Below are 26,368 nucleotides of genomic sequence, written 5' to 3' on the forward strand. Positions count from 1 at the left end.
GGCTACACCCGCACCCCGGTCGAGGTGCCCCAGAACAGCAGGGTCATCAGCATGTCGGCCAGCGCGATCGTCACGATGCTGGCCCGGATGGCCCGGCCCGAGGCGACCCCCACGCCCTCCGGCCCGCCGGAGGCGGTGTAGCCGTAGAAGCAGTGGATGAAGGTGATGAGCAGGCCGAGCACGACCACCTTGAGGATCGACAGCAGGACGTCGCCGGTGTCGAGGAAGAGGTAGAAGTAGTGCGAGTAGGTGCCGGTCCCCTGCCCCGCGATGAGCCTGCACGGTGAGTCTCGGAGGCCAGGTAGGCGCCCGAGAGCGAGACCAGGTAGAGCGGGACGACGAAGATCGAGACCGCGATCAGCCGGGTGGTGACGAGGTACTCCATGCTGGACACGGCCATGGTGTCCATCGCGTCGATCTCGCCGCTGATCCGCATCGCGCCGAGCCTGCGCGGTGAACCGGCAGCCCATCTGCGCGGCGAGGCCGAAGGCGGTGATGAGGGGCGCCAGCTCGCGGGTGTTGCCGACGGCGGCGACCAGGCCGGAGAGCGGGGCGAGACCGACGACGTTGAGGCCCTGCAGGCCCTCCAGGCCGAGCCTGGACGCCGATCACCGCCGACAGCAGCGCGGAGACGAACACGGTGCTCGCGGCAACCGTCAGCAGCCCCTTGCCGAAGGCGATCTCGGCGAGCAGGCGCCACACCTCGTGCCGGTAGCGGCGCAGTGCGAGCGGGACCGTCGCCACGGCGTGCACGCAGAAGAGCAGCATCGCACCCTGACGGCGCAGGATCGTGCCGAGCGGGCGGCTGATGCCGTCGAGCCAGCCGCGCGGGCCGACCTGGAGCGACGTCGTCACGCCCTCACCCCACCCTCGGCGGCGCGGCGAGCAGGAAGATCTGGCTGACCACGAGGTTGATGACGAAGAGCAGCACGCCGGTCACCACGACCGAGCGGTTGACCGCGTCACCGACACCGGCCGGGCCGTGCTGGGCGTTCAGCCCCTGGTACGACGCGACGAGTGCCGCGACCACGCCGAACATGGCCGCCTTGACGGTCGACTCGATGAGGTCGGCCGGCTGCGAGAAGGCGCTGAACGAGTGCAGGAAGCCGCCGGCGGTGCTGTCGAGCAGGTAGACCGCGGACAGGTAGCCGCTGACGATGCCGACGAAGGCGACCACCCCGTTGAGCAGGATGCTGACCAGCATGGTGGCGAGGATCCGCGGGGCGACCAGTCGCTCGAGCGGGTCCACCGCCATCACCCGCATGGCGGCGATCTCGCTGCGGATCGCCCGGGAGCCGAGGTCCGCGCAGATCGCCGATCCGCCGGCGCCCGCCAGCACGATGCCGCTGATGATCGGCGCCGCCTGGCGCACGGTCGCGACCGAGTTGACGCCACCGACCAGCGAGGCCGCGCCGACCTGGCTGGTGAGACCACCGACGGTCAGCACCAGCACCAGGCCGAACGGGATCGCGATCAGGACGGTGGGCAGCAGCGAGACCGAGGCGAGGAAGCGGGTCTGCAGCACGAACTCCCACCAGGAGAACCGGCGGCGCACCAGCGCGCGCACGGTCACCGCCATCGAGTCGAGGAACATCGCCACCATGCCGCCGAAGCCGCGGGCGCTCCCCGCCAGCGCCTCACCGGACACCTTCACAGCAGGTCCACGCTGTCGAGCAGCCACTGGTCGCCCTGCCGGACCAGGTGGAGGCGCAGCCGGCTGGCCTGGGTCGTGGGCTTGTCGCTCTGCTTGCTGGTGGCCGCCTGGTCGACGAGCGCCAGGACGGTGGCGAGATCGCCCTGGACCTCCTTCACGGCGATGTCGACCACGGTGCCCTTCGCGGAGGCCTGGAGCCTGGGTGAACATCGGCCCGAGCGTCTTGTTGGTCTCGGCGAACTTCTGCTGGAAGGCGTCCGTGGAGGACTTCCCCAGCCTGTCGCTGCTGGGAGTCGAGGTCGCGGTAGTCGTAGACTCGTCAGCGCCACCGCCAGGCCGCGGGCGCTCTCGAGCACCTCGGCCTGGGTGAGCCTCGCGGCGTCGTACCGGTCGAGGTCGCGGTGGGCGCCGCGCAGCCTGCACGGTGAGGTAGCCCAGCGCACCCAGCACCAGCAGCACCACCAGCGCGAGGGCGGCGACCCGGCGCCAGTCGCGGGCGGCCCGGGACGCGGTGGGGGGCTCCGCGCGCGGGGTGTCGGTGGTCGTGTCGGGCTCGTCGTGGACGGCTTCGTCGATGGTCATGTTCTCTCCCTGGTTGGAGCGTGGGCCGGGCACACCGGTGGGCGGGTACGACGGCACACGCGGTGGTGACTCAGGCGCCGGTGGAGCCGGCGCCGCTGGTCTCGAGGTCGTGATCCGCCTCGGCGTCGGCCATCTCGTCCATGCCGATCGGACCGCGGGCGCGCCCGGCGAAGAACTGCTCGACGATCGGCCGGTCGCTGGACAGCACCTCGTCGGCGGGGCCGAAGGCGACCAGGCGGGAGCGGAACAGCATCCCGATGTGGTCGGCCGTGCGCTTGACCGAGTCGATGTTGTGGGTGATGACGAAGAAGGTGCAGCCGGTGACCTCCTGGACCGCCCGCATCAGGCTCGTCGAGGTGCGCCACGCGCACCGGGTCCAGGCCCGAGTCGGGCTCGTCGAAGAAGACGATCTCCGGCTCCAGCGCCAGCGCCCGGGCCAGGCCGGCGCGTTTCTTCATCCCGCCGGAGACCTCGCCGGGCATCTTGTCCAGGTGCTTCACCAGGCCGACCATGTCCGCCTTGGTGTGCACCACCTCGCGGACCTGGGCCTCGGTGAGGTCGGTGTGCTCACGCAGCGGGAAGGCGATGTTGTCGTAGAGGCTGATCGAGCCGAACAGCGCGCCGTCCTGGAAGAGCACGCCGAACTTGCGGCGCACCCGCATCAGGTCGCGGTGGCGCATGCCGACGATCGGCTCGCCGTCGACGTAGATCTGGCCCTTCTCGGGCGGGTACATCCCGATGATCGTGTTGAGCAGCACCGACTTGCCGGTGCCCGAGGGACCGAGCACCGCGGTGATCTTGCCGCGGGCGACGTCGAAGCCTGACGTCGTCGAGGATCGTCGTCGTGCCGAACGACTTGGTGACGCCGCGCAGCGCGATCACCGCGTCGGTGCCGCCGAGGTCGGTGTGCTGATCGGTGCTGTCGGTTGCTGTGTGGAGTGATCGCGAGACCACGAGAGGCCCTCCCCGGGGTGTGCAGGCTGGCGCACCTGCTCCCGGGTTGCTCCCACAACGCCGTCGGCTGGTACGTCGAACCGCTCGCCTCTCCCAACAAGCGACGTGTTACTCGAGGTAACACGCAGGTACAACCTGCGTCCGCTTGGACGATGTGTCAAGGGTCACGTCGCGAAAAAGCCACAAATCCGAGAACCCTTGCGTACCTCTTCCTCGAATTGCCCGTTGAGCATGGCCCCCTGCGACGCGACGACGCGGGTAGGCGGGGAGAAGGGCGGGAGGGGGCGGGACTCAGCCCGAGATGCGGTTCCAGTCGGTGCCGGGCGGCTTCGCCTCGAGCCAGGCCTGGAAGCCGGTCAACGAGGACACGCTCATCGCCAGCCTCCACCTCACCGTGCGGGGACTGGCAGCGGATCACGAGGTGGTCGGGGTACAGCGAGGCCTGCTCGGCGCCCAGAGGCTCCCGGCGGCCGTCGTACAGCAGCCTCCTCGCGTCGCCAGGCCTGCTTGGGCCGCGGGGACAGCGAGAAGACCCGGAACCACTCCAGGGTCTCCCCGGAGTAGCGGCCCAGGCCCAGCACCCAGCCGCGCTCGGGGCGATCGGTGCGATAGCGGTGGCTCAGCTCGAAGGTGCCACCGTTCCGGGACAGCAGACGGCGCCGGACGATGAGTCCGGCGCCGTACAGCACGAACAACAGCAGGAGCGCGCCACAGGCGTCGAGCAGCCACTCCCACCAGACCATACGCGTGCTAGCTGACCTTCTCCGCCGCGCGGATGCGTGCCTCGGCATGGCGCACCCGCTGCTCGGCCTCGTTGCTCGAGTCGAGCAGGCGCTTGGCCTCCTCGAGGTCGACGCGAGCCTGCTCGACCTCGATGTCCTCGGCGCGCTCGACCCGCTCGGCGAGGATCGAGACCCGGTCGTTGGCCACCGACAGGAAGCCCCCGTCGACAGCCGCGACCACGATCTGGTTCGTGCCCGCGACCTGGATCTCGATCACCGACGCCGACAGCAGCGACAGCGTGGGCGCGTGACCGCGCAGCACGCCGATGTCACCCTCGAGCGTGCGCGCGATGATCATCGCCGCGTCACCGGACCACACGGTCCGGTCCGCAGCGACGAGTCTCCACGTGCAGGTGCTCGACCGTCGTGTCCGCCATGATCAGAGGCTCTTCTGGATCTCGGCCCAGTTGCGCTCGACGTCGTCGAGACCGCCGCACATGAAGAACGCCTGCTCGGCGACGTGGTCGTACTCACCGTCGGCGATCTTGTTGAACGCCTCGATGGTGTCGGCCACGGGAACCGTCGAGCCCTCGATGCCGGTGAACTGCTTGGCGACGTAGGTGTTCTGCGACAGGAAGCGCTGGATGCGGCGCGCCCGGGAGACGATGATCTTGTCCTCCTCGGAGAGCCTCGTCGACACCGAGGATCGCGATGATGTCCTGGAGGCTCCTTGTTGCGCTGCAGGATCTGCTTGACGCGGATCGCGCAGTCGTAGTGCGCCTGACCGATGTACTGCGGGTCGAGGATCCGCGAGGTCGAGGTCAGCGGGTCCACGGCCGGGTAGATGCCCTGCGAGGCGATGTCGCGGGACAGGCTCGGTCGTGGCGTCCAGGTGCGCGAAGGTCGCGGCCGGCGCCGGGTCGGTGTAGTCGTCTGCGGGGACGTAGATCGCCTGCATCGAGGTGATCGAACGGCCGCGGGTCGAGGTGATCCGCTCCTGCAGCGTGCCCATCTCGTCGGCCAGGTTGGGCTGGTAGCCCACCGCCGACGGCATGCGGCCGAGCAGGGTGGAGACCTCGGAGCCCGCCTGGGTGAACCGGAAGATGTTGTCGATGAACAGCAGCACGTCCTGGTTCTGGACGTCGCGGAAGTACTCCGCCATCGTCAGCGCGGAGAGCGCGACGCGCAGACGCGTGCCCGGCGGCTCGTCCATCTGGCCGAACACCAGCGCGACCTTGTCGAACACGCCGGCGTCCTGCATCTCCTCGATGAGGTCGTTGCCCTCACGGGTGCGCTCGCCGACACCGGCGAACACCGACACACCACCGTGGTTCTTGGCGACGCGGGCGATCATCTCCTGGATGAGCACGGTCTTGCCGACGCCGGCACCACCGAAGAGGCCGATCTTCCCACCCGTGACGTACGGCGCGAGCAGGTCGATGACCTTGATGCCGGTCTCGAACATCTGGGTCTTCGACTCCAGCCTGGTCGAAGGCGGGCGCCTTGCGGTGGATGCCCCAGCGCTCGGTGACCTCGGGCGTCTCGCCCTCCTCGAGGTTGAGGAAGTCACCGGTGGCGTTGAACACCTTGCCGAGGGTCACGTCGCCGACGGGCACCTCGATCGGGGCGCCGGTGTCGGTCACGGTCTGGCCGCGGACCAGGCCGTCGGTCGGCTTCAGCGAGATCGCGCGGACGACGCCGTCACCGATGTGCTGGGCCACCTCGAGCGGCAGGGTGGAGGTCTCGCCGTCGAGGGTGACGTCGGCCTCGAGCCTTGTTGTAGATCTCGGGCATGGCGTCGACGGGGAACTCGATGTCGACGACCGGGCCGATGACCCGCGCGATCCGACCCACCGAGGCCGCACCGCTGGCGGTGGTCTCTTCAACCGTTGCAGTCATGTCTTACTCCGTTAGGTGTTTTCTCTGGTGGGTCAGTCGTTCGCAGCCTGGGCGTCGGCGAGCGCGTTGACGCCACCGACGATCTCGCTGATCTCCTGGGTGATGCCCGCCTGGCGTGCCTGGTTGGCGACCCGGGTGAGCCTTCTTGATCAGCCTCCGAGGCGTTGTCCGTCGCGGCCTTCATGGCCTTCTGGCGGGCGGCGAGTCTCGGAGGCCGCGGCCTGCAGGAGGCTGTAGAAGATCCGGCTCTGGACGTACTGCGGCAGCAGGCCGTCGAGCACCTGCTCCGCCGACGGCTCGAACTCGTAGAGCGGGAGCAGGTCGTCGCCCTCCGGCGTCTCCTCGCCCTCCACGACCTCCAGGGGCAGCAGGCGGATCGCCGTCGGCTCCTGGGTCAGCATGGAGCGGAACCGGGTGTAGACGACGTGGACCTCGTCGACGTCGCCCTCCTCGCCCTGCTCCTTGAGGAAGGCGGTGATCAGGCTCGCGGCCGATCTCCGCCGCCTTGTCGTACGTCGGCTGGTCCGAGAAGCCCGTCCAGGCCTGGACGTAGTCGCGGCCGCGGAACTTGAAGTACGCCTCCGCCTTGCGCCCGGCGAGGAAGAAGTCGATCTCCTTGCCCTCCTCGCGCAGCCGGCCGGAGAGGCGCTCGGCCTCCTTGATGACGCTCGAGGAGTAGGCACCCGCCAGGCCCCGGTCGCTGGTGATGACCAGCACTGCGGCGCGCTTCGGGTTCTCCTCCTCCCGGGTCAGCGGGTGGTCGACGTTCGAGAACGTCGCCACCGCCGACACGGCACGGGTCACTCACGGGCGTACGGCGCTGCCGCCTGTGCCCGCTGCTGCGCCTTGATGATCCGGGACGCAGCGATGAGCTCCATGGCGCGCGTGATCTTCTTCATCGACTCCGTCGACTTGATCCGCGCGCGGTACTCACGCAGCGATACGGCCATGCGTCAGCCCCGCTTCTGCTTGACGATCTGCTCCTGCTCGAGCTCGTCGTCGCCCAGCGCCTCGGCCTCGGGCTCGTGCCCGGCCTTGATGCTGCCGCCCTCGGAGGTCTCGAACTGGTTCAGGAAGGAGTCGTACGCCGCGACGAGGCCGTCCTCGTCCTCGAACTTCTGCGTCTCGCGGATGCCGGCCAGCAGGCCCTCGTGCGAGCGGCGCAGGTAGTCGAGGAACTCGCCCTCGAAGCGCAGCACGTCGTCGGTCGGGACGACGTCCAGGCGACCCGACGTACCGAGCCACAGGGAGACGGTCATCTCCTCGAGCGGGTACGGCGAGTAGGCCGGCTGCCGCAGCAGCGCCATCAGCCGCTGGCCACGGGCCAGCCTGCTGCTTGGAGGCGGCGTCGAGGTCGGAGGCGAACATCGCGAAGGCCTCCATCGCGCGGAACTGCGCGAGGTCGACCTTGAGCGAGCCGGTGACGGCCTTCATCGCCTTGGTCATCGCCGCGCCACCGACGCGGGAGACCGAGATGCCGACGTCGATCGCCGGGCGCTGGTTGGCGGCGAACAGGTCCGACTGCAGGAAGATCTGGCCGTCGGTGATCGAGATGACGTTGGTCGGGATGAACGCCGAGACGTCGTTGGCCTTGGTCTCGATGATCGGCAGGCCGGTCATCGAGCCGGAGCCCAGCGCGTCGGACAGACTTCGCGCAACGCTCCAGCAGACGCGAGTGCAGGTAGAAGACGTCACCCGGGTAGGCCTCGCGGCCCGGCGGGCGGCGCAGCAGCAGGGACACGGCGCGGTAGGCCTCGGCCTGCTTGGTCAGGTCGTCGAACACGATCAGGACGTGCTTGCCGTCGTACATCCAGTGCTGGCCGATGGCCGAGCCGGTGTACGGCGCGAGGTACTTGAAGCCCGCGCTGTCGGAGGCCGGGGCGGCGACGATGGTGGTGTACTCCAGCGCGCCCGCCTCCTCGAGGGCACCGCGCACGGAGGCGATGGTGGAGCCCTTCTGGCCGATCGCGACGTAGATGCAGCGGACCTGCTTGGACGGGTCGCCCGACTCCCAGTTCTGCTTCTGGTTGATGATCGTGTCGATCGCGACCGTGGTCTTGCCGGTGGCGCGGTCGCCGATGATCAGCCTGGCGCTGGCCACGGCCGATCGGGGTCATCGAGTCGATGGCCTTGATGCCGGTGGCGAGCGGCTCGTGGACCGACTTGCGGGCCATCACGCCGGGCGCCTGCAGCTCCAGGGCGCGGCGGCCGTCGGTGGCGATCTCGCCGAGACCGTCGATCGGCTTGCCGAGCGGGTCGACCACGCGGCCGAGGTAGCCCTCGCCCACGGGGACCGAGAGGATCTCGCCGGTGCGGCGGACCGTCTGGCCCTCCTCGATCTTGTCGAAGTCACCGAGGATGACGACACCGATCTCGCGGTCCTCGAGGTTCAGCGCGAGGCCGAGCGTGCCGTCCTCGAACTCGAGGAGTCTCGTTCGCCATGGCGGAGGGCAGACCCGACACGCGGGCGATGCCGTCACCGGCGGAGGCGACGGTGCCGACCTCCTCCTTGCTCGCGGCGGCGGGCTCGAAGTCGGCGACGTACTTGGCGAGGGCGTCGCGGATCTCGTCCGGACGGATGGAGAGTTCCGTCATCTCAGGTGCCTTCTCTCTTGTCTACTGCGTGAAGTCGTGGGTGGTGCGGTGATCGGCCGGGGTCAGCCGGCGATCTTGCGGCGGGCGTCGTCGAGGCGGCTGACGACGGTGCCATCGATGACGTCATCGCCGATCTCCACCCGGAGGCCGCCGAGGACCTCGGGGTCGATGACGATGTTGAGGTGCACCGGGCGGCCGTACTGCCGCGTCAGTGCGGCGGCGAGCCGCTCCTGGTCGGCCGCGGGCAGCGGACGGGCGACGTGGACCGTGGCCACGCCCTCCCCCTGCACCTGCGCGGCGGTGCGCTCGTAGTCCTCGAGCGCGGCGACCACGGTCCGGTACGACCCGGACAGCGCCTGCTTGACCAGCCTGCACCGTGGCCGGGAGTGCCTTGCCGGCGAGCAGGGACTCGACGAGCGAGCCCTTGTCGGCGGCCGAGCGGACCGGGTCGGACAGCGCGTTGCGCAGGTCGCTGCTCTCCGTCACCAGGCGGCGTACGGCGAACAGCCTGGTCGACCAGCGTCTCGCCCTGCGTGCCGGTGGATCGGACGGCGGCGACGACGCCGAGCTGCTCCAGCGCGTCCGCGAAGTCGCGGGGGCGTGACCAGCGGCGGCCGGCGGCGTCCCGGAGCAGGTCGAGCGAGATGCCGTCGACCTTGCCCTGGAACAGGTCGCCGACCAGGCTCGCGCGGGCCTGCGCCGGCACCGACGGGTCGGTGATGACCCGGCGCAGCGACGCCTCGCCGCGCACGGCCGCGGCAGCGGCGAACAGGTCGCCCGCCACCGTGGCGGCCGACGCCTCGGCCACCCCACCGACCTGGTCGGTGAGGGCGGCCACGGCGTCCGCGGACGCGGTGCGGAAGGACACCATCAGGCGTCCCGCCCCGCGTCGGCGGCGTCAGCCGTCTCCAGCTCGGCGAGGAAGCGCTCGACGACCCGCGCCTGACGCGCGTCGTCGTCCAGCGACTCGCCGACGATGCGGCCGGCCAGGCCGGTCGCGAGGGTGCCGACCTCGGCACGGAGCGAGGTGACCGCCTGCTGGCGCTCCGCCTCGATCTGCGCCTTGCCGTGGTCGACGATGCGCTGGGACTCGGCCTGGGCCTGCTCCCGCATCTCCGCCACGATCGCGGCACCCTGCTCGCGCGCCTCCTCGCGGATGCGCGCGGCCTCGTGCCGGGCGTCGGCCAGCCTGCTTCTCGAGCTCGGCCGCCTTCGCGTCCGCCTCGGCCTGCTTGGTCGCGGCCGCCTCGATGCCGCCCTCGATCGCCGCCGAGCGCTCGGCGAACGTCTTCTCGAAGTTCGGGACGACGAACTTCTTGATGGCGAAGAACAGGATGCCGAACACGACGAGGGCGAGCACGACCTCGATCCACTCGGGAACGAGCGGGTTGTGCTCCTCCGCCTCGGCGGCGGCGACGATCAACAGTGACTTCATGGACCTGACCTAGATCTCGTTACTGACAGGAGGCCGGTTCGGCTCAGGTGTTGGATGCCTTGAGGACGAACGCCAGGGCGATGCCGATGATCGCCAGCGCCTCGGCGAGCGCGAAGCCGAGGATCGCGATCGACTGGAGGCGGCTCTGCGCCTCGGGCTGGCGGGCAACGCCGTTGATGTACGCGGCGAAGATGAGACCGATGCCGATACCCGGGCCGATGGCGGCCAGGCCGTAACCGATCATGTTGAGAGAGCCACCCATGGCTTCTTTCCTTTCGGGTTGTTTTCTCGTGCGAGAACTGTGGGGTTGTGGAGCGGACGGGAAGATCAGTGCTCGTCGGCGAGCGCGCCCTGGATGTACATCGCGTTCAGCAGGACGAAGACGTAGGCCTGCAGGAACTGCACCAGGATCTCGAGGAAGCCTGACGAGGATCGCCAGCACCCAGGCGAGCGGGCCGGCGACGTAGCCGATGCCGCCGACGTGCTCGATGAGGTAGAGGCCACCGGTCGCGAAGAGCGCGAGCAGGATGTGGCCGGCGAACATGTTGCAGAACAGACGCAGGGCCAGCGTGACCGGGCGGACCAGGATGTTGGAGAAGAACTCCAGCGGGACCAGCAGCGGGTACATCACCGGGCTGACGCCGGACGGGACGCTCTGCAGCCTTGAGGTAGCCCAGCAGGCCGTGCTTGGCCACACCGACCCCGTTGTAGACCACCCAGGAGAGACCGGCCAGCGCGTAGGCCATGCCCGCGCGGCTGAACGTCGGGAACTGGATGAACGGGACGCTGGCGAAGAGGTTGTTCACCAGGATGAAGAAGAAGACCGTGACCAGGTAGGGCACGAACTTCTGGAAGTCGTGGCTGCCGATGATGTCGCGAGCCACGCTGTTGCGCACGAAGCCGTAGGCACCCTCGCCGGCGAACTGGGCTTTGCCGGGCACCAGCGCCCGCTTGCGCGAGGAGGCGTAGAGGAAGGCGAAGACGACGATCGCGGCCAGGAACAGCAGCACCATCGGCTTGGTGACGCCGCCGGCGATGGCCGGCAGGTCGAACAGGCTCGGGCCCGGAGCGTGGAACTCCTCCCCACCCTCGGCGGCGATGGTGGCGCTGGCTGCGATGATCACCAGGTCTCCTCTGCGTTCACTGCTCGTCTGTGATGTCGGGCTTGGGGCTGTGGGGCTGATCTGGTGGTTCCATGCGGAACCGGCGGGCGGTCATGTAGATCCCCAGCGCGGCACCCGCGAGGATGCCCACCGCAACGAGGAACGTGGTACCCAGCCACCGGTCCGCGAGCCACCCCAGCAGGCCGTAGAACGCGACCCCGGCCACGACGTAGCCGAACGCATGCCACGGATCGCCCTTGGGTTTCTCCTCGGGCTGACTCATTGCGCCCCGGACAATAGCAGTCTCGAAACCTCATCGCGCACCGCCCTCGGACGGCCTGGACGCCGGGGTCTCGAAGGCCGGGATACGGGCCGTGGTGGCGAGCGCGATCTGCACGCCCATCCACACGAAGGCGCCCAGGATGATGGCTCCGCCGACCCAGCCTGCCGTCGAGTCTCGTCGTCCAGCAGGCCGGAGGTGTTGAGCGCCACGAAGACCAGTGCCATCGCCGCCACCTGGAAGGTGTAGGTCACCATCGCGAAGAGCAGCGAGGCCGCCGGCATCAGCCGGGAGACCGCCTCGACGGCGAAGGAGCCGAAGGCGAAGACGCCGACCGCGATCACTCCCCGACGGCGGCACCGGCCGCGGCGGACCTGCCGGCGACGAGCGCGGCAACCAGGACGAGGCCCGCGGCGGCCGCCGCGGCCACCAGGGCCGCACGGGTCACCACGCGGGTGGTCCGGGTGTCGGTCGTCATCATCGGCGGCCGTTCTGCTCGTCGCGGTCGTCGGTCTCGGAGAGTGCTCTCCAGGAGTTCGTGAAAGTTATCACAAAGTCCCGGGAGGCTCCGAATCGGGGGTGCCCGCCGCCGGCGGGACGACCTCCGGGACCGGCGGCTCGGCCGGCTCCAGCACCTGGTCGAGCACCTGGTCCACCAGCGGGGCGTGGACGAGCGGGAGCACGAAGGTGAGCGTCACCGTGACGACGAAGCCTGGCTCCCAGGATGCCCCACACGACCGGTCCGGTGAAGAGGCTGGCGACCACCACGCTGAAGGCGATCAGCCCGGCCCACAGCCACATGATGACCACGGCCCGGCGGTGGGAGTGCCCGATCTCGAGCAGCCGGTGGTGCAGGTGCTGCTTGTCGGGGGCGAACGGCGAGCGCCCGGCCCGGGTGCGTCGTACGACGGCGAGGACCAGGTCCACCAGCGGCACCAGCAGGATCAGGATCGGCAGCAGCACGGGCAGCAGCACGGGCAGCAGGCTGGCCCGGGTGCCGTCGGCGCCCTGGGTCAGGTCGCCGGGCGCGAACTGGGTGGTGATCGTGATCGCGGTGGCCGAGAGCACCAGCCCGATCAGCATCGACCCGGAGTCGCCCATGAACAGCCGGGCCGGGTGGAAGTTGTGCACCAGGAAGCCCACGCACACCCCCGCCAGGGCGGCGGAGAGCAGGGCGCCGGTGGTGGCCCGGGTGACGTCGTTGAGGTACGACAGCGAGTAGCAGAACAGGAAGAAGGCCGCCGAGCCTGATCCCGATCACGCCCGCGGCGAGCCCGTCGAGGCCGTCGATGAAGTTGACGGCGTTCACCGTCGCGACCACGGCGAAGGCGGTGAGGAGCGCCCCCTGGCCCGGGTCGAGCGCGAAGACCTCGCCCTGCGACTGGTAGAAGTAGCGGAACTGGATGCCGGAGTAGACCAGCACCCCCACCGCGAGCACCTGGCCACCGAACTTCGTCAGCGCGTCCAGGTCGATGATGTCGTCGATGATGCCGACCGCGCAGACCAGCGTGCCGGCCAGCAGGACGGCGAGCGCGTCGTCGAAGACGAAGGCCCGGTCCTGGCCCAGGAAGGGCAGCGCCTTGGCGACGAAGTACGCCGCCCAGAGGCCGCCGAGCATCGCCAGCCCGCCCAGGTAGGGCACCGGCTCGTCGTGCACGTCGCGGTCGCGCACCTTGGCCACCGCGCCGGTGCGCACCGCGATCTCGCGGGCGACGACCGTCAGCAGGTAGGTGACCGCGGCGGCGACCAGGAAGACGACGACGTACTCACGCATCCGCCGGCTCGTCCTCCTCACCGGTGTCCACGGTGACGCCGAGGCCGGCGAGCACCGCGTCGATCTCGGCGACGGCGATCGCGCCCGCCCGCAGCAGCCGGGGCCGCTCCCCCGTCGCGTCGATGATGGTGGAGGCCACGCCGCCCGGCGCGGTCCCGCCGTCGACGACCACGTCGACCGCGGCGCCCAGCATCGCGTCGGCCTCGTCCGCGTCGAGCGCAGCGGGGCTGCCGGTGAGGTTGGCCGAGCCTGACCGCGAGCGGGCCGGTGCGGTCCAGCAGCGCCCGGGTGAGGTCGTGGTCGGGCATCCGTACGGCGACGGTGCCCCGGGTCTCGCCGAGGTCCCACTGCAGCGAGGGCTGCTGGAAGCAGACCAGCGTCAGCGCCCCGGGCCAGAACTCCGCGACCAGCGGGGCGACGTACGCCGGCACCCGGGTCGCGAGCGCGTCCAGGGTGCCCTTGGTGCCCACCAGCACCGGCGGCGGCATCTCGCGGCCACGGCCCTTGGCGGCCAGCAGGCGGGTGACGGCGTCGGCGTCGAAGGCGTCGGCACCGACGCCGTAGACGGTGTCGGTGGGGAGGACCACCAGGCGGCCACGACGCACGGCCTGGCTGGCGGCGTCGAGCGCCGCCTCGCGCTCCTCGTCGGTCTCGGTCGGGAACCGCTCGGCACTCACGACGTCCATCCTCTCATCGTGGCCTGCGGGCGGTGAGGTAGCGCGCCCGTCCGGCGAGGTCGCGATGGTCGCGCACCTCCTCCCAGCGGCCGTGGTCGCTGAAGACGGCCGGTGCCGCCTCCCCCTGCACGTCGGCGTGCTCCACGCCCACGACGCCGCCCGGGCGCAGCAGACTCCAGGCCGCGCCGGGCGATCACCCGGATCGCGTCCAGGCCGTCGTCGCCGGAGAACAGCGCCAGGTGCGGGTCGTGGTCGCGTGCCTCGGGCGCGACGGACTCCCACGCCTCCAGCGGGACGTACGGCGGGTTGCTCACCAGCACGTGCACCTGCCCCGCGAGGTCGTCGAACGCCGTGGCCAGGTCGCCCTGGCGCAGGTCCACACCGGTGCCGGCGAGGTTCCGCTCGGCCCAGGCGTGCGCGGCCGGGTCCAGGCTCGACGGCGTGCACCCGGGCCTCGGGCACCTCGTCGGCGAGGCTGCGCGCGATCACCCCGGAGCCGGTGCACAGGTCCACCACGACCGGGGTCTCCCCCGCCGCGAGCACCTCGCGAGCCCGGTCGACCGCCCAGCCCGCCAGCAGGCTCGGTCTCCGGGCGCGGGACGAAGACGCCGGGGCCGACCGCCACCTCGACGTAGCGGAAGGCGGCGGTGCCGGTGAGGTGCTGCAGCGGCTCGCGGGCGGCGCGGCGGGTCACCAGGGCGTCGTACCGGCTCTGGGAGGTGGGGTCCACGGCACCGACCAGGGGCAGCCGGGCGCGGGTCGTGCCGAGCACGTGGGCGAGCAGACTCGGCGGCGTCGTGCTCGGGGCTCGCCACCCCGGCCTCGGCCAGCCGCACGGCGCCCGCGCGGACCAGGCTCCCGCGGGCTCATTCCTCGAGCGCCGCGAGCCGGGCGGCCATGTCCGTCTCCACGCAGGAGTCGAGGACCGGCTGCAGGTCGCCGTCGAGGACCTGGTCGAGGTTGTAGGACTTGTAGCCCGTGCGGTGGTCGGAGATCCGGTTCTCCGGGAAGTTGTAGGTGCGGATCCGCTCGGAGCGGTCGACCGTGCGGACCTGACTGCGCCGGGCGTCGCTGGCCTCGGCGTCGGCGGCCTCCTGCGCGGCCTGGAGCAGCCGGGCGCGCAGGATGCGCAGGGCCTGCTCCTTGTTCTGCAGCCTGCGACTTCTCGTTCTGGCGACTCACCACGATGCCGGTCGGCAGGTGCGTGATCCGCACGGCCGAGTCGGTCGTGTTGACGCTCTGCCCGCCGGGGCCCGAGGAGCGGAAGACGTCGATGCGCAGGTCGTTGTCGTTGATCTCGACGTCGACCTGCTCGGCCTCGGGCATCACCAGGACGCCCGCCGCGCTGGTGTGGATCCGGCCCTGGGACTCGGTCACCGGGACCCGCTGCACACGGTGCACCCCGCCCTCGAACTTCAGCAGCGCGTACGGCGTCTGGCCCGGCTCCGTGGCGCCGCTGCTCTTCACCGCGACGGTCACCGACTTGTAGCCGCCGAGGTCGGACTCGGTGGCGTCGAGGATCTCGGTCTTCCACCCGCGGCGCTCGGCGTAGCGGCTGTACATCCGCAGCAGGTCGCCCGCGAAGAGCGCGCTCTCCTCGCCGCCCTCCCCGGACTTGACCTCCAGCAGCGCGTCCTTGTCGTCGGCCGGGTCGCGCGGGACCAGCAGCCGGCGCAGCCGCTCGGCCGCCTCCTCCTGCTGGGCGAGCAGGCCCTCGACCTCCGCCGCGAGCCCGGGGTCGTCGGCACCGAGCTCGCGGGCGGCCTCGGCGTCCTCGCCGGCCTGCCGCCACTCGCGCCAGGTGGCGATGATCGCGTTCAGACTCGGCGTACCGACGGTTCAGGGTGCGCGCCAGCCGGGCGTCGGCGTGGGTCTCGGGCAGGGCGAGCCGGGTCTCCAGCTCGGCATGCTCGGCGAGCATGCCCTCGACGGCTTCGAACACCTTGGCTCCTTGTCGTGCAGGAATCCCCGCTTACCCGGGGATTCCTACGGTTCTTGACCGTTGCAACAGCCAGGAACCGAGGGAAGAGGTCAAGAACCCCAGCGGACAAATGACGAGCGCCGGCCCACCCCGTGGGGCGGACCGGCGCTCGGAGGCGACTACTTCTTGGCAGCCTTGGCGTAGCGGGCCTCGAAGCGGGCGACGCGGCCGCCGGTGTCGAGGATCTTCTGCTTGCCGGTGTAGAACGGGTGGCACTGCGAGCAGACGTCGGCGTGGATCGAGCCGGAGGTCGCGGTGCTGCGGGTGGTGAACGTGGCACCGCAGGTGCAGGTCACCTGGGTCGCGACGTAGTCGGGGTGGATGTCCTTCTTCATGGGTGTCCTCTCAAAGGGGCCCGGGTCGTCTCGCGGGATGCGGACGTGAACCGGAGCCAACAGGAGATCTTACGGCGCAAGACTCCGCCACCCCAAACCACGGGGGTGGCGGAGTTGTTCCCCGCGTCAGGAGCGCTGCAGGCGGACCAGCAGACTCGTAGTTGGTCGCGCTGTTGTGAACCATCCCGATCAGCCTGCTCGAGCGCATCGGCGGCGTCCTTTCCGGCCAGGCTCGGAGCGCAGTGCGGCGTGCACCGCCTGCTCCTCCTTGGTCAGCAAGCTGGTCCTCGCGACGCGTCCCCGAGGCCCGTACGTCGACCGCCGGGAGCAGCCCGCGGTCGGCCGACTCGCGGCTGGTCTGCAGGCGCAGGTTGTCGGTGCCGGTGAGCTCCTCCAGGACCGCCTCGTCCATCTTCGAACCGTCCGCCAGGGCGGTGGCGAGGATGGTGAGCGAGCCGCCATTGTCGATGTTGCGCGCGGCACCGAACAGGCTTCTTGGGGGGATACAGCGCGGCGGCGTCCACCCCACCCGGCAGGATCCGGCCGCTGGCCGGAGCGGTGAGGTTGTAGGCCCGGCCCAGGCGGGTCAGCCCGTCGAGCAGGACGACGACGTCGTGGCCCAGGCTCGACCAGGCGCTTGGCGCGCTCGATGGCGAACTCGGCGAGCGTGGTGTGATCGGCCGCCGGCCGGTCGAAGGTGCTGGCGACGACCTCGCCCTTGACCGCACGCTGGAAGTCGGTGACCTCCTCGGGGCGCTCGTCGATCAGCACGACCATCAGGTGGCACTCGGGGTTGTTGGCCGTGATCGCGTTGGCGATGGCCTGCACGGTCGCGGTCTTGCCGGCGTCGCTCGGCGCGAGCACCAGGCCGCGCTGGCCCTTGCCGATCGGAGTGACCAGGTCGATCACCCGTGCGGTGACGGCGTCCGGGCCGGTCTCCAGACGGAGCCGGTCGCTCGGCGAGACCGGGGTGAGTCTGGTCGAAGTCGGCACGGTTCTTGGCCTGCTCGGGGTCCACCCCGTTGACGGTCTCGATCCGCACCATCGGGTTGAACTTCTCGCGGCGCTCGCCCTCGCGGGGCTGACGGACCTGGCCGGCGACGGCGTCACCGCGGCGCAGGCCGTACTTGCGCACCATCGACAGCGACAGGTACACGTCGTCGGCACCGGCGAGGTAGCCGCTGGTGCGCACGAAGGCGTAGTTGTCCAGGACGTCGAGGATGCCCGCGGCGGGGACCAGCACGTCGTCCTCGCGCACCTCGGTGTCGGGCTCGCGGCCCGCGCGCGTCGTCCGGTCCCGGTCACGGCCGCGGCGACGGCGGTTGCGGCGGCTGCCGCCCTCGCCACCCTCGCCGTCGGCGTCGTCGTGGCCGTCGTCCTCGGGCGCGTTGCGGGGCTCGTCCTGCTTCTGGTTCTGCTTGTTCTGCTGGTTGCCCTGGTTGCCCTGGTTGCCCTGCTTCGGCTGGTTGCCCTGCTGGTTGCCCTGGCGCTGCTTCTGCCCCTGCTGGCCGCCCTGCTGCTTGCCCTGCTGGCGGCTCGGCTCGGCCTTCTTCGGCTCCTCAGCCTGCTCCTTCGGCTGCTCGGCCTTGGGCTGCTCCTTCGGCTGCTCGGCCTTGGGCTGCTCCTTCGGCTCCTGGGCCTTGGGCTGCTCCTTCGGCTCCTCGGCCTTCGGCTGCTCCTTCCGCGGCGCACCCTGGCCCGCCTGGGACGCCTTGATGGCCTCGACCAGGGCAGCCTTCTTCATGCTCCCGGCACCCGGGATGCCCATGCCGCCCGCCATCGCCTTCAGGTCGGCGAGCAGCATGGAGTTGAGTCCACCGGAGCGCTTCTTGGGCGCCTTCTCGGTGGAGTCGAGAGTCTCGGTCACGTGAGCCCTTCCCACGTCATGCCCGTCCCGGCCGCAGCGCTTCGCCGCTCGGGACGGCAACTGGATGGATCCGGCACGGACGACCCTGCGAGCCAGGCACGCGGGTCCGGCCGAGACCGGAGAATCGGCACGTCCGAGCGGACGTGCGGGCGCCGACGAGTGCGACGCACGGTCAATGTACCACCGCGCTCGGGCGGCTCAGCGGGAGTCCGCGGGCGTGGCGCCGACGGGCGTCACGGCGAGCGCCTGCGCGGTCCAGCCGTCGGGGCAGCGGGCGAGCAGCGCGGTGGCGGCCGTCGTACCGGGGCCGTCGGTGAAGGCGAGCACGGTCGGGCCGGCGCCGGAGATGACCGCCGGCACGCCGTCGGCACGCAGTGCCTCCACGAGCGCGAGGCTCTCGGGCATCGCCGGGCGGCGGTAGTCCTGGTGCAGCCGGTCCTCGGTGGCGCGCAGCAGGCTCCTCCGGGTTCTGCGACAGCGCGGCGACGAGCAGTGCGGCCCGGCCGGCGTTGGCCGCCGCGTCGCCGTGCGGTACGTCGGCCGGGAGCAGCCCGCGCGCGGCCTCGGTCGCGACCGGGGTCGGCGGGACGAAGACGACCGCGCCCACCCGCGGGTCCACGGCACCCGGGACCGCCCAGAACGAGCCGTCGGGGTCCTGGCCGGAGATCACGAAGCCACCGAGCAGTGCCGGGGCGACGTTGTCGGGGTGACCCTCCATCCGCGCGGCGAGGTCGAGCAGGGCGGTGTCGTCGAGCAGCAGCCGGCCACCGGCGACCAGACTCACGGGCCAGCCACACCCCGCCGACGATCGCGGCCGAGGACGAGCCGAGGCCGCGGGCGTGCGGGATGACGTTCGTGCACGACAGGCGCAGCCCGGCCGGCGACTGGCCGAGTCGCTCGAAGGTGGCGCGCATGGCGCGGACCACGAGGTGCCGCTCGTCGCGGGGGACGTCCGCGGCGCCGTGCCCCTGGACCTCGACGACGAGGCCGCCTCCGGTCACCTCGGCCTCGAGGCTGTCGCGCAGGTCGAGCGCCGGGCCGAGGGTGTCGAAGCCGGGGCCGAGGTTGGCCGAGGTCGCGGGCACGCGGACCCGGACCGGGCCCTCCACGAAGGTCATCGGCGTCAGAGGCCCGCGGCGTGCGCGGCCTGGTCGACGTCGGCGTCGACGACCGAGTCCGGCAGGGCCAGGCCCTCCAGCGCGGTGGCGATGTCCTTGAGGCCGTGGCCGGTGACGGTGATCGCGACGGTGGTGCCGGCGTAGGACTCCCCCGCGGCCAGGCTCGGCCAGCAGACCCGCGATGCCCGCGGCGGAGGCCGGCTCCACGAAGACGCCGTCCTTGGCCGCCAGGCTCCTTCTGCGCGGCCAGGATCTGCGCGTCGGAGACCGCGGCGAAGCGGCCGCCGGACTCGTCGCGCGCGGCCTCGGCGAGCCTTCCAGGAGGCGGGGTTGCCGATCCGGATCGCGGTGGCCGCGGTCTCCGGGTCCGGGAAGGGCTCGCCGGTGACCAGCGGGGCGGCGCCCTCGGCCTGGAAGCCGCGCATCACCGGGCGCTTGGTGGCCCGGCCCAGGGCGGCGTACTGCTGGTAGCCGAGCCAGTACGCCGAGATGTTGCCCGCGTTGCCGACCGGCAGGAGGTGGAAGTCCGGAGCGTCGCCGAGGAAGTCCACGATCTCGAAGGCCGCGGTCTTCTGGCCCTCGAGGCGGTGCGGGTTGACGGAGTTCACGAGCGCGACGGGGTACTTCCACGCCATCTCGCGCGCCATCCGCAGGCAGTCGTCGAAGTTGCCGCGGACCTGGATGACCTGCGAGCCGTGCAGCACGGCCTGGGCCATCTTGCCGGCCGAGATCTTGCCCTCGGGCACGAGCACGATCGGGGTGACGCCGGCCTTCGCGGCGTACGCCGCCATCGAGGCGGAGGTGTTGCCGGTCGAGGCGCAGACCACGGCCTTCGCGCCCTCGTGGACGGCGACCGAGAGGGCCGTGGTCATGCCGCGGTCCTTGAACGAGCCGGTCGGGTTGTTGCCCTCGACCTTGAGCCACACCTCGGCGCCGGTCACCCCGGACAGCCAGCCGGAGTGGACCAGCGGGGTGCCGCCCTCACGCAGGGTGACGGCAGGGGTGTCCTGCGGGATCTCGAGGAGCTCGCGGTACTCCTCGATGACACCGCGCCACTGATGGGTCATTCCTCGACTCCCTCGACGCGCATCACCGAGGTGACGTCGCGGACGATCTCCATGCCCCGCAGGTGCTCGACGGTCGCGGCCAGTGCCGCGTCCGTCGCCTCGTGCGAGACCACGACGAGCCTGGGCGTCGTTGCCCCGGCCCTCCTGGCGGACGGTCTGGATGGAGACCCCGTGCTCGGCGAACGCCTGCGCCACCGTGGCCAGCACACCGGCACGGTCGTCGACGTCGATCGCCACGTGGTAGCGGGTGCGGGTCTCCCCCATCGGCAGCACCGCGCGGTCGGCGTACGCCGACTCACCGACGCCGCGCGTGCCCTGACGGTGGTTGCGGGCCACCGTCACCAGGTCGCCCAGGACGGCGCTCGCGGTCGGCGAGCCGCCGGCGCCCGGGCCGTAGAACATCAGCCTGACCGGCAGCCTCGGACTCCACGAAGACCGCGTTGTAGGCCTCGCGCACGCTGGCGAGGGGGTGGCTGCGCGGGATCATCGCCGGGTGCACCCGGACGCTGACGCCCGGGTCCTCACCGGCAGCACCGGGCACCAGGCTCCGCGATCGCGAGCAGCCTTGACGACGCTGTCCATCTCGCGGGCGGAGCGCACGTCGCCGGCGGTCACGTCGGCGATGCCCTCGCGGTGCACGTCGGCCGCGGTCACCCGCGAGTGGAACGCAAGGCTCGCCAGGATCGCGGCCTTCGCGGCGGCGTCGAAGCCCTCGACGTCGGCGGTCGGGTCGGCCTCGGCGTAGCCCAGCGACTGGGCCTCGTCGAGGGCGTCGGCGAAACCGCTGCCCTGGGTGTCCATCTTGTCGAGGATGAAGTTCGTGGTGCCGTTGACGATGCCGAGCACCCGGGTCACCCGGTCACCGGCCAGCGACTCGCGCAGCGGGCGCAGGATCGGGATCGCGCCGGCGACGGCCGCCTCGTAGTAGAGGTCGCGGCCGGCCTTCTCGGCGGCCTCGAAGAGCGTGGGACCGTCCTCGGCGAGCAGCGCCTTGTTGGCCGTGACGACCGACGCGCCGTTCTCCAGCGCGGTCAGGATCAGCGATCGAGCGGGCTCGATGCCGCCGATCACCTCGATCACCAGGTCGATGTCGTCGCGGGCCACCAGCGCGGCTGCGTCCGTCGTGAGCAGGCTCGGCGGGGACGTCGACCTCGCGCGGGGCGTCGAGGCGTCGTACCGCGACACCGGCGAGCTCCACGCGGGCGCCCACCCGAGCCGCGAGGTCGTCCGCCTGCTCACCGAGGAGCCGGACCACCTGCGACCCCACGGAGCCACAGCCGAGCACGGCGACCTTGAGGGGGACTGTTCACCCGGCGATCGTATCGGCGCCGGGGTCGAGCGCCGTCAGCGACGGCAGAACGCGGACAGACGTCCGGTGCTCGTCACCACGTGTTCATGCCTCCACCCGGGTGGTGGACCACCCGGGCAGAGGCGACGACACCCGGGGAGATGCCCGGCCGGCGAGTCTCACGGCACCGTCACGACCACCTTCCCCGTGACCCGGCCCGTCTCCAGCCGCTCCTGTGCCTTCACCACGTCGGCGAGCGGAAGCTCGGTGTCGAGCAGCACGTCGAGCCGGCCGCTGTCGGCGAGCGCGGCCACCTCGGCGAGAGCCGGACCGTCGGCGACGACCATGATCCGCTCGGCCCTCGCCGCGCCGGATGCTCGCAGCGCGTCCTCGGCGCCCTCGGGGAAGCCGGTGATGGTGATGACCGCCGTGCCCTCCCGCACGACGCCGAGGGGCGGTACGCCGTCGTCGACCGTCGACAGCACGACGTCGACCGGCTCGATCGCGGCCAGGGCCGCGTCGTCGCGGTAGTCGACGGTCTCGTCGGCGCCGAGTGCGGCGAGCACCTCGTGCTTGGCGGGGCTGGCGGTGGCGACGACGTACGCGCCGCGCGCCTTGGCGAGCCTGGACCGCGAGGTGGCCCACCCCGCCCGCGCCGCCGAGCACCAGGACCCGGCGACCGCGGGCATCGCCGGTCAGGCCGGCGGCCTCGAGGGCGTGCCAGGCGGTGAGGACTGCCAGGGGCGCCGCCCCCGCCTGGGCGAGGGTCCACGCGGCCGGTACCCGCGCCAGGTCGCTCGCCGGCACGGCGACCAGGCTCGGCCAGCGTGTGGGCGGCCTCGGGGAACCGGGCCAGGCCGAACACACGGTCGCCGGGCGCGAACGACGTGACGCCGTCGCCGACGGCGACGACCTCACCCGCGACGTCCCAGCCCGGCGCCGGGGTGTACCGGATCGGGCCGAAGTCGACCCCGGCCGCGCGGATCTTCACGTCGACCGGGTTGAGCCCGACGGCGCCGACCCGGACGAGCACCTCGCCCGCGGTCGCGGTGGGCTCGTCGACCTCGATCAGGCTCGGTGACCTCGGCCGCCGCCCCGACGCCGGTGTAGCGCACTGCGCGCATGTCCTTCTCCTTCGTCCAGGCTCTCCCGGTCCGTCCGGGGCGTCCAGCCTCGCGCGGCGGGGCCTGGGACAACAGTGGCCAGATGGACGACATGTGTCATGATCTGGCCATGGCCGCGCACGCTCCCCACCGCATCGGCGTCATCGCACTGCCGGGCGTCTACCCCTACGAGCTCGGCATCGCCTCGCGCTTCTTCGGCGCGGCACACGTCGACGGCAGGCCGGCGTACGACGTGGTGACCTGCAGCCTCGACGGGGGCCCGGTTCCGACGGCCGCCGACTTCTCGGTCGCCGTGACGGCGGACCGCTCGGTCCTGACCGAGGTCGACACCGTCATCGTGCCGCCCTGGCAGACCTCCGCGGCCACCGGCGACCCGGTCGGGCTCGCGGGCTGGGCGCGCCGCGGGTCGTGTCCTACTGCACCGGGGCGTTCACGGTCGCCGCCTCCGGGCTGCTCGACGGGCGCGCGGCGACCACCCACTGGCGCGCCGCCGACGAGTTCCGTGCGGCCTTCCCGCGCGTCGACTTCCGGCCCGACGAGTCGTTCGTGGACGAGGGCGACGTGCTGACCGCCGCCGGCGCCTCGGCCGCCATCGACCTCACCCTGCACATCATCGCCCGCGACCTCGGCGCGGCCGCCGCGGCCGACGTCTCGCGGGCCACCCTCGCGCCACCTCACCGCGGCGGCGGCCAGTCCCAGTTCGTGCCCCGCCCCACGCTCGCCGACGAGGGCGGCGGGATGGCCGAGGTCCGCTCGTGGCTGCTCGACCGGCTCGACCGGCCGGTCAGCCTCAACGAGGTCGCCGACTCGTGCGGCCTCAGCGTGCGCACCCTGACCCGCAGGTTCCGCGCGGAGACCGGGCTGACCCTCGGCGACTGGCTGGCCCAGGCCCGGGTCGGGCGCGCCAAGGAGCCTGCTGGAGACGAGCGATGCCGGCATCGACCGGGTCGCGGCCCTGTCCGGCTTCGGCACGGCGGCCGCGCTGCGCAAGCACTTCCGCGACCGGGTCGGCGTCTCGCCCCAGCAGTACCGCGCCCGGTTCTCGCTGCGCGTGCCGGCCTAGTCGGCACGGCCGCCGAGCCGGCGCGCGGGCACCAGCCCGAGCGTCGCGACCACCGCGGCGGCGAGCACCAGCCCGGTCGCCGCGGCGGCGGGCGCGCTGTCGGCGAAGGTGGCGAAGACGACGCCTCCGACGGCGACCCCCGCTGCGTTGACGAGGTAGTCGTTGAGTCTGCAGGGCCGAGGACACCCGGCCCTCCTCCCCCACGGCCGCGGTCGCCAGGGCGAGCACCGAGAGCGTGGAGAAGGCCATCCCGATGCCGAGCCCGGCGACGCCCCAGGCGAGCACCACCACGAGCAGCGGTACGGCGGGCAGGGACACCGTCGCGAAGCCCGCGACCCCCGCCGCGAGGAGCCCGGCGCCGAGCCGGACCCGGCGGTCCTGGTCGGCGAGCGCGCTCCACCGCGCCGCCAGCACCGCGCCCCCGGACCAGGCTCACCGCCGAGGCCGTGAGCACCCAGCCCGCCTGGGCGATGCTGAGGTCGCGCTGCAGGACCAGCAGCAGCGGGACGTAGACCTCGGCGGCGGCCATCGAGGTGCTGATCGCGGCGCGGGTGCCGAGCACGGCGGGCAACCCGGGCCCACCGCTCCACGCGCCGGGCGGCAGCACCCGGAGCCCGGCGACGACCATCGCCGCCAGGCCGGCGGCGACCAGCAGCGGCCAGCCCGCGACCACCCGCTGGCCACCGAGGCTGACCGCGAGCGCGCCGGCCGCGGCCGCCAGGGCCCAGCGCAGCCGGCCCGGCACCGGCTCGGCGGAGCCCGGGCGCGACGGCGCGTCGGCGACGAGCAGCCAGGCCGCGAACGCCAGGAACGGCACCCCCAGGAAGACCCACCGCCAGCCGAACCGGTCCGCCACCTGCGCGGCCAGCACCGGCCCGACCAGCGCGGGCAGCACCCAGGCGGTGGTCAGCACCGCGAACACCCGCGGCCGCAGGGACTCGGGGTAGGCCTGGGCGATCACGACGTAGAGCGCGACGCCGATCAGCCCACCGCCGTACCCGTGGACGAGGCGGCCGACCACGAAGACCGGCATGTCCGGCGCGAGCCCCGCGACGAGCACGCCGGCTCCGAAGACGACGAGCCCGATCCTCAGCGCGGGCCCCGGACCGAGCCGGTCCACCTGCGGGCCGCCGGCGGCGAGCGCGACGATGCCCGCGGCGAGCGGGGCGCCGAAGGCGACGGCGTACCAGCGCAGGCCGTCGAGGTCGGCGGCCACGTCGGGCATGACGGTGGCGACGGCGAGCGCCTCGAAGGCGAAGAGGAACGCCAGCGAGAAGACGCCGAGCGTCGTCCGGGCGTGCCGGCCCCGCCACGGCGAGACCACCGTGGCCTCGGCCAGCGCGGTCACCGGCCGACCGCCAGCACGACCTTGCCGAGCGCCTGCCGGGTCTCCAGCACCTCGTGCGCGCGAGCGGCGTCGGCGAGCGGGAGGACCGTGCCGACGTACGGCACCCGGGAGCCGTCGGCCGCCGCCTCCAGCGCGGCCTTCTCCAGGCTCCGGGACCCGGCTCGCGAGCGCGGGGCCGAGCACGTCGACGACCCGGCCCCCGTCGTAGCCCTCGCGGTCGCCGGAGAAGCGGACCGTCCGGCCGCCCTCGGCGAGCATCGCGTGCACCCGGCGCGGTACGTCGCCCCCGACGCCGTCGAGCAGCACGGTCAGTCGCGGCTCGGCGGCGCGGAGGACGGCGGGCCACTCGGGGTCGCGGTAGTCCACCGTCGTGTCGGCGCCGTGGCGCCGCGCGAGGTGCAGCTTTCGGGCCGCTGGTGAGACCGACCGCCCGGGCACCGGCGTTCCGCGCACCTTGCAGCAGCAGGGTGCCGAGGCCGCCCGCCGCGGAGGTCACCACGACGACGTCGTCGGCGGTGAGCGCGGCCAGGTCGAGGATGCCCGCCGCGGTGCGCCCGGTGCCGATCGCGGCGACAGCCGTGGCCGCCTCCATCCCGTCCGGTACGACGTGCAGGCGGGTCACGTCCGCGACCACCCGCTCGGCGTACCCGCCCCGTCCGGCCGGCCCGAGGTGCACCACCACCCGCTTGCCCAGCCACCTGTCGTCGACGACCGCGCCGACCCGGTCGACGACGCCGGCGACCTCGCGGCCGGGGACCATCGGCAGCGCGGGCGCGGCGACGGTCGCGGGCCCGGTGCCCGCGCGCAGGTAGGTGTCGAGCAGGTGGACGCCCGCCGCCTCGACGGCGATCCGCACCTGCCCGGAGCCGGGCTCGGGGTCGGGCAGTCTGCTCGAGGCGGAGGACGGAGGCGGGGCCGAAGGCGTGGTGCCGGATCGCGTGCATGTGCCCATCCGACAACCTCAACTAAGGTTGAGGTCAATGAGCGAAATGAACCGGGAGATCCGGAACCACGACCTCTCCCCCGGCGAGGTGGCCCGCCGGGCCGGCGTGGCCGTGTCCGCGCTGCACTTCTACGAGCGCGAGGGACTGATCACCAGTGTGCGCACGGCCGGCAACCAGCGCCGCTACCACCGCGACGTGCTGCGCCGGGTCGCCTTCGTCCGGGTCTCCCAGGGCGTCGGCATCTCGCTGGCCGACATCCGCGCGGCGCTCGCCACCCTGCCGGAGGGACGGACGCCGACGAAGGCCGACTGGACCCGTCTCTCCCGCTCGTGGCGGACCACCCTGGACGAGCGGATCACGCGCCTGGAGCGGCTGCGCGACACCCTGGACGACTGCATCGGGTGCGGCTGCCTGTCGATGCGCTCGTGCGCCCTCGCCAACCCCGGCGACGTGCTGCGCGAGCACGGGGACGGGCCGGTGCGGCTGCTCGGGCGCTCCTGACGCGCGTCGCAACGACCGAATTCGTCGGGAGAAGGGCCGATCGACAGCGAATTCGGT

At 72.1% G+C, this 26,368-nt stretch carries 26 protein-coding genes and 15 pseudogenes; 3 read left to right on the plus strand and 38 right to left on the minus strand.

Annotation, left to right across the window (positions count from 1 at the left end):
• Positions 1–2 precede the first annotated feature (2 nt).
• The 31 genes and pseudogenes from G5V59_RS09795 to G5V59_RS36315 all read right to left on the minus strand — a co-directional run bounded on the left by G5V59_RS09795 (position 3) and on the right by G5V59_RS36315 (position 18,263).
• A complete protein-coding gene (locus G5V59_RS09795; protein WP_278256320.1) occupies positions 3–470 on the minus strand; it encodes an ABC transporter permease in 468 nt (155 codons plus the stop codon).
• On the minus strand, positions 358–768 hold the full coding sequence (locus G5V59_RS09800; RefSeq protein ID WP_278256321.1) for a hypothetical protein: 411 nt from the start codon (positions 766–768) through the stop codon (positions 358–360). Before G5V59_RS09800 ends, G5V59_RS09795 begins: the two co-directional genes overlap by 113 nt.
• Before the next feature lie 91 nt (positions 769–859).
• Positions 860–2,236 (minus strand): ABC transporter permease, encoded by a 1,377-nt coding sequence (locus tag G5V59_RS09805; RefSeq protein ID WP_278256322.1) that lies wholly within the window; start codon positions 2,234–2,236, stop codon positions 860–862.
• Positions 2,233–3,024, minus strand: coding sequence for an ATP-binding cassette domain-containing protein (locus tag G5V59_RS09810; RefSeq protein WP_341350899.1), 792 nt, complete (start codon positions 3,022–3,024; stop codon positions 2,233–2,235). The genes G5V59_RS09805 and G5V59_RS09810 overlap by 4 nt, the downstream gene beginning before the upstream one ends.
• Positions 3,025–3,481: 457 nt before the next feature.
• Positions 3,482–3,583: a DUF2550 family protein gene (locus G5V59_RS09815; protein ID WP_278256324.1), complete on the minus strand. Its 102-nt coding sequence runs from the start codon at positions 3,581–3,583 to the stop codon at positions 3,482–3,484.
• Positions 3,580–3,933, minus strand: coding sequence for a DUF2550 family protein (locus G5V59_RS09820; RefSeq protein ID WP_278256325.1), 354 nt, complete (start codon positions 3,931–3,933; stop codon positions 3,580–3,582). The genes G5V59_RS09815 and G5V59_RS09820 overlap by 4 nt, the downstream gene beginning before the upstream one ends.
• A 7-nt stretch (positions 3,934–3,940) precedes the next feature.
• Positions 3,941–4,291 (minus strand): F0F1 ATP synthase subunit epsilon, encoded by a 351-nt coding sequence (locus tag G5V59_RS09825; protein ID WP_278256326.1) that lies wholly within the window; start codon positions 4,289–4,291, stop codon positions 3,941–3,943.
• Between the two features lie 60 nt (positions 4,292–4,351).
• A pseudogene (atpD, locus tag G5V59_RS09830) lies at positions 4,352–5,811 on the minus strand (F0F1 ATP synthase subunit beta).
• A gap of 32 nt (positions 5,812–5,843) precedes the next feature.
• A pseudogene (locus tag G5V59_RS09835) lies at positions 5,844–6,761 on the minus strand (F0F1 ATP synthase subunit gamma).
• A 3-nt stretch (positions 6,762–6,764) separates the two neighbouring features.
• Positions 6,765–8,406: pseudogene (gene atpA, locus G5V59_RS09840) on the minus strand (F0F1 ATP synthase subunit alpha).
• A gap of 62 nt (positions 8,407–8,468) precedes the next feature.
• Positions 8,469–8,696, minus strand: a complete 228-nt coding sequence (locus G5V59_RS09845) for a F0F1 ATP synthase subunit delta (RefSeq protein ID WP_341350900.1) — start codon at positions 8,694–8,696, stop codon at positions 8,469–8,471.
• A complete protein-coding gene (locus tag G5V59_RS09850) occupies positions 8,615–9,277 on the minus strand; it encodes a hypothetical protein (protein ID WP_278256328.1) in 663 nt (220 codons plus the stop codon). The genes G5V59_RS09845 and G5V59_RS09850 overlap by 82 nt, the downstream gene beginning before the upstream one ends.
• Positions 9,277–9,841 (minus strand): annotated as a pseudogene (locus G5V59_RS09855) (F0F1 ATP synthase subunit B). The gene G5V59_RS09850 and the pseudogene G5V59_RS09855 overlap by 1 nt, the downstream one beginning before the upstream one ends.
• A 43-nt stretch (positions 9,842–9,884) precedes the next feature.
• Positions 9,885–10,103, minus strand: coding sequence for an ATP synthase F0 subunit C (atpE, locus tag G5V59_RS09860; RefSeq protein ID WP_036542107.1), 219 nt, complete (start codon positions 10,101–10,103; stop codon positions 9,885–9,887).
• Positions 10,104–10,331: 228 nt separating this feature from the next.
• A pseudogene (locus tag G5V59_RS09865) lies at positions 10,332–10,469 on the minus strand (F0F1 ATP synthase subunit A); the annotation flags it as partial.
• A 91-nt stretch (positions 10,470–10,560) separates the two neighbouring features.
• Positions 10,561–10,854: pseudogene (locus tag G5V59_RS09870) on the minus strand (F0F1 ATP synthase subunit A); the annotation flags it as partial.
• A gap of 127 nt (positions 10,855–10,981) precedes the next feature.
• The gene (locus tag G5V59_RS09875; protein WP_278256329.1) at positions 10,982–11,227 is read right to left on the minus strand and encodes an AtpZ/AtpI family protein; all 246 of its coding nucleotides are present in this window, start codon (positions 11,225–11,227) and stop codon (positions 10,982–10,984) included.
• 30 nt (positions 11,228–11,257) lie between these two features.
• Entirely contained in the window at positions 11,258–11,584 is a 327-nt protein-coding gene (locus G5V59_RS09880; protein WP_278256330.1) for a hypothetical protein, read from the minus strand.
• Positions 11,565–11,705: a hypothetical protein gene (locus G5V59_RS09885; protein ID WP_278256331.1), complete on the minus strand. Its 141-nt coding sequence runs from the start codon at positions 11,703–11,705 to the stop codon at positions 11,565–11,567. Before G5V59_RS09885 ends, G5V59_RS09880 begins: the two co-directional genes overlap by 20 nt.
• Positions 11,706–11,772: 67 nt before the next feature.
• Positions 11,773–11,922, minus strand: coding sequence for a hypothetical protein (locus G5V59_RS09890; RefSeq protein ID WP_278256332.1), 150 nt, complete (start codon positions 11,920–11,922; stop codon positions 11,773–11,775).
• 403 nt (positions 11,923–12,325) lie between these two features.
• Positions 12,326–12,454, minus strand: a pseudogene (locus G5V59_RS36290) (undecaprenyl/decaprenyl-phosphate alpha-N-acetylglucosaminyl 1-phosphate transferase); the annotation flags it as partial.
• Positions 12,455–12,521: 67 nt separating this feature from the next.
• Positions 12,522–12,998, minus strand: a pseudogene (locus tag G5V59_RS09900) (undecaprenyl/decaprenyl-phosphate alpha-N-acetylglucosaminyl 1-phosphate transferase); the annotation flags it as partial.
• Complete coding sequence (locus G5V59_RS36295) at positions 12,991–13,191, minus strand: Sua5/YciO/YrdC/YwlC family protein (protein ID WP_341350901.1); 201 nt, start codon at positions 13,189–13,191, stop codon at positions 12,991–12,993. The pseudogene G5V59_RS09900 and the gene G5V59_RS36295, both read right to left, overlap by 8 nt.
• A gap of 118 nt (positions 13,192–13,309) precedes the next feature.
• A pseudogene (locus G5V59_RS36300) lies at positions 13,310–13,684 on the minus strand (Sua5/YciO/YrdC/YwlC family protein); the annotation flags it as partial.
• The gene (locus G5V59_RS36305; protein ID WP_341350902.1) at positions 13,672–14,001 is read right to left on the minus strand and encodes a hypothetical protein; all 330 of its coding nucleotides are present in this window, start codon (positions 13,999–14,001) and stop codon (positions 13,672–13,674) included. The pseudogene G5V59_RS36300 and the gene G5V59_RS36305, both read right to left, overlap by 13 nt.
• The gene (locus G5V59_RS36310) at positions 13,986–14,405 is read right to left on the minus strand and encodes a hypothetical protein (RefSeq protein WP_341351172.1); all 420 of its coding nucleotides are present in this window, start codon (positions 14,403–14,405) and stop codon (positions 13,986–13,988) included. Before G5V59_RS36310 ends, G5V59_RS36305 begins: the two co-directional genes overlap by 16 nt.
• Positions 14,406–14,541: 136 nt before the next feature.
• Positions 14,542–15,596: pseudogene (gene prfA, locus G5V59_RS09915) on the minus strand (peptide chain release factor 1).
• A gap of 179 nt (positions 15,597–15,775) precedes the next feature.
• Positions 15,776–15,991, minus strand: a complete 216-nt coding sequence (rpmE, locus tag G5V59_RS09920) for a 50S ribosomal protein L31 (RefSeq protein ID WP_278256333.1) — start codon at positions 15,989–15,991, stop codon at positions 15,776–15,778.
• 277 nt (positions 15,992–16,268) lie between these two features.
• Positions 16,269–17,249: pseudogene (rho, locus tag G5V59_RS09925) on the minus strand (transcription termination factor Rho); the annotation flags it as partial.
• A gap of 444 nt (positions 17,250–17,693) precedes the next feature.
• A pseudogene (locus G5V59_RS09930) lies at positions 17,694–17,795 on the minus strand (Rho termination factor N-terminal domain-containing protein); the annotation flags it as partial.
• Between the two features lie 261 nt (positions 17,796–18,056).
• The gene (locus tag G5V59_RS36315; RefSeq protein ID WP_341351173.1) at positions 18,057–18,263 is read right to left on the minus strand and encodes a hypothetical protein; all 207 of its coding nucleotides are present in this window, start codon (positions 18,261–18,263) and stop codon (positions 18,057–18,059) included.
• 301 nt (positions 18,264–18,564) lie between these two features.
• Here G5V59_RS36315 and G5V59_RS36320 point away from each other — a divergent pair, with 301 nt between their 5' ends.
• Positions 18,565–18,708, plus strand: a complete 144-nt coding sequence (locus G5V59_RS36320; protein WP_341350903.1) for a hypothetical protein — start codon at positions 18,565–18,567, stop codon at positions 18,706–18,708.
• Positions 18,709–18,981: 273 nt separating this feature from the next.
• Here the strand turns inward: G5V59_RS36320 and thrC are convergent.
• From thrC to G5V59_RS09955, 4 genes and pseudogenes are all read right to left on the minus strand, one after another.
• A pseudogene (thrC, locus tag G5V59_RS09940) lies at positions 18,982–20,043 on the minus strand (threonine synthase).
• A gap of 144 nt (positions 20,044–20,187) precedes the next feature.
• A pseudogene (locus G5V59_RS09945) lies at positions 20,188–21,328 on the minus strand (homoserine dehydrogenase); the annotation flags it as partial.
• A gap of 182 nt (positions 21,329–21,510) precedes the next feature.
• Entirely contained in the window at positions 21,511–22,020 is a 510-nt protein-coding gene (locus G5V59_RS09950) for a zinc-binding dehydrogenase (protein WP_278256334.1), read from the minus strand.
• A 225-nt stretch (positions 22,021–22,245) separates the two neighbouring features.
• Positions 22,246–22,527, minus strand: a complete 282-nt coding sequence (locus G5V59_RS09955; protein ID WP_278256335.1) for a hypothetical protein — start codon at positions 22,525–22,527, stop codon at positions 22,246–22,248.
• Between the two features lie 19 nt (positions 22,528–22,546).
• On the opposite strand from G5V59_RS09955, the gene G5V59_RS09960 reads away from it, so the two are divergent.
• Entirely contained in the window at positions 22,547–23,023 is a 477-nt protein-coding gene (locus tag G5V59_RS09960) for a hypothetical protein (protein ID WP_278256336.1), read from the plus strand.
• Between the two features lie 106 nt (positions 23,024–23,129).
• On the opposite strand, the gene G5V59_RS09965 is transcribed toward G5V59_RS09960, so the two are convergent.
• From G5V59_RS09965 to G5V59_RS09975, 3 genes and pseudogenes are all read right to left on the minus strand, one after another.
• A complete protein-coding gene (locus tag G5V59_RS09965) occupies positions 23,130–24,866 on the minus strand; it encodes an MFS transporter (protein WP_278256337.1) in 1,737 nt (578 codons plus the stop codon).
• Entirely contained in the window at positions 24,863–24,970 is a 108-nt protein-coding gene (locus G5V59_RS09970; RefSeq protein WP_278256338.1) for a zinc-binding dehydrogenase, read from the minus strand. The genes G5V59_RS09965 and G5V59_RS09970 overlap by 4 nt, the downstream gene beginning before the upstream one ends.
• A gap of 626 nt (positions 24,971–25,596) precedes the next feature.
• Positions 25,597–25,818, minus strand: a pseudogene (locus tag G5V59_RS09975) (hypothetical protein); the annotation flags it as partial.
• Between the two features lie 37 nt (positions 25,819–25,855).
• Between G5V59_RS09975 and soxR the strand changes: the two are divergent.
• Positions 25,856–26,311, plus strand: a complete 456-nt coding sequence (soxR, locus tag G5V59_RS09980) for a redox-sensitive transcriptional activator SoxR (protein WP_278256339.1) — start codon at positions 25,856–25,858, stop codon at positions 26,309–26,311.
• The last annotated feature ends 57 nt before the right edge of the window (positions 26,312–26,368 follow it).

It is taken from the genome of Nocardioides convexus, assembly GCF_011090295.1.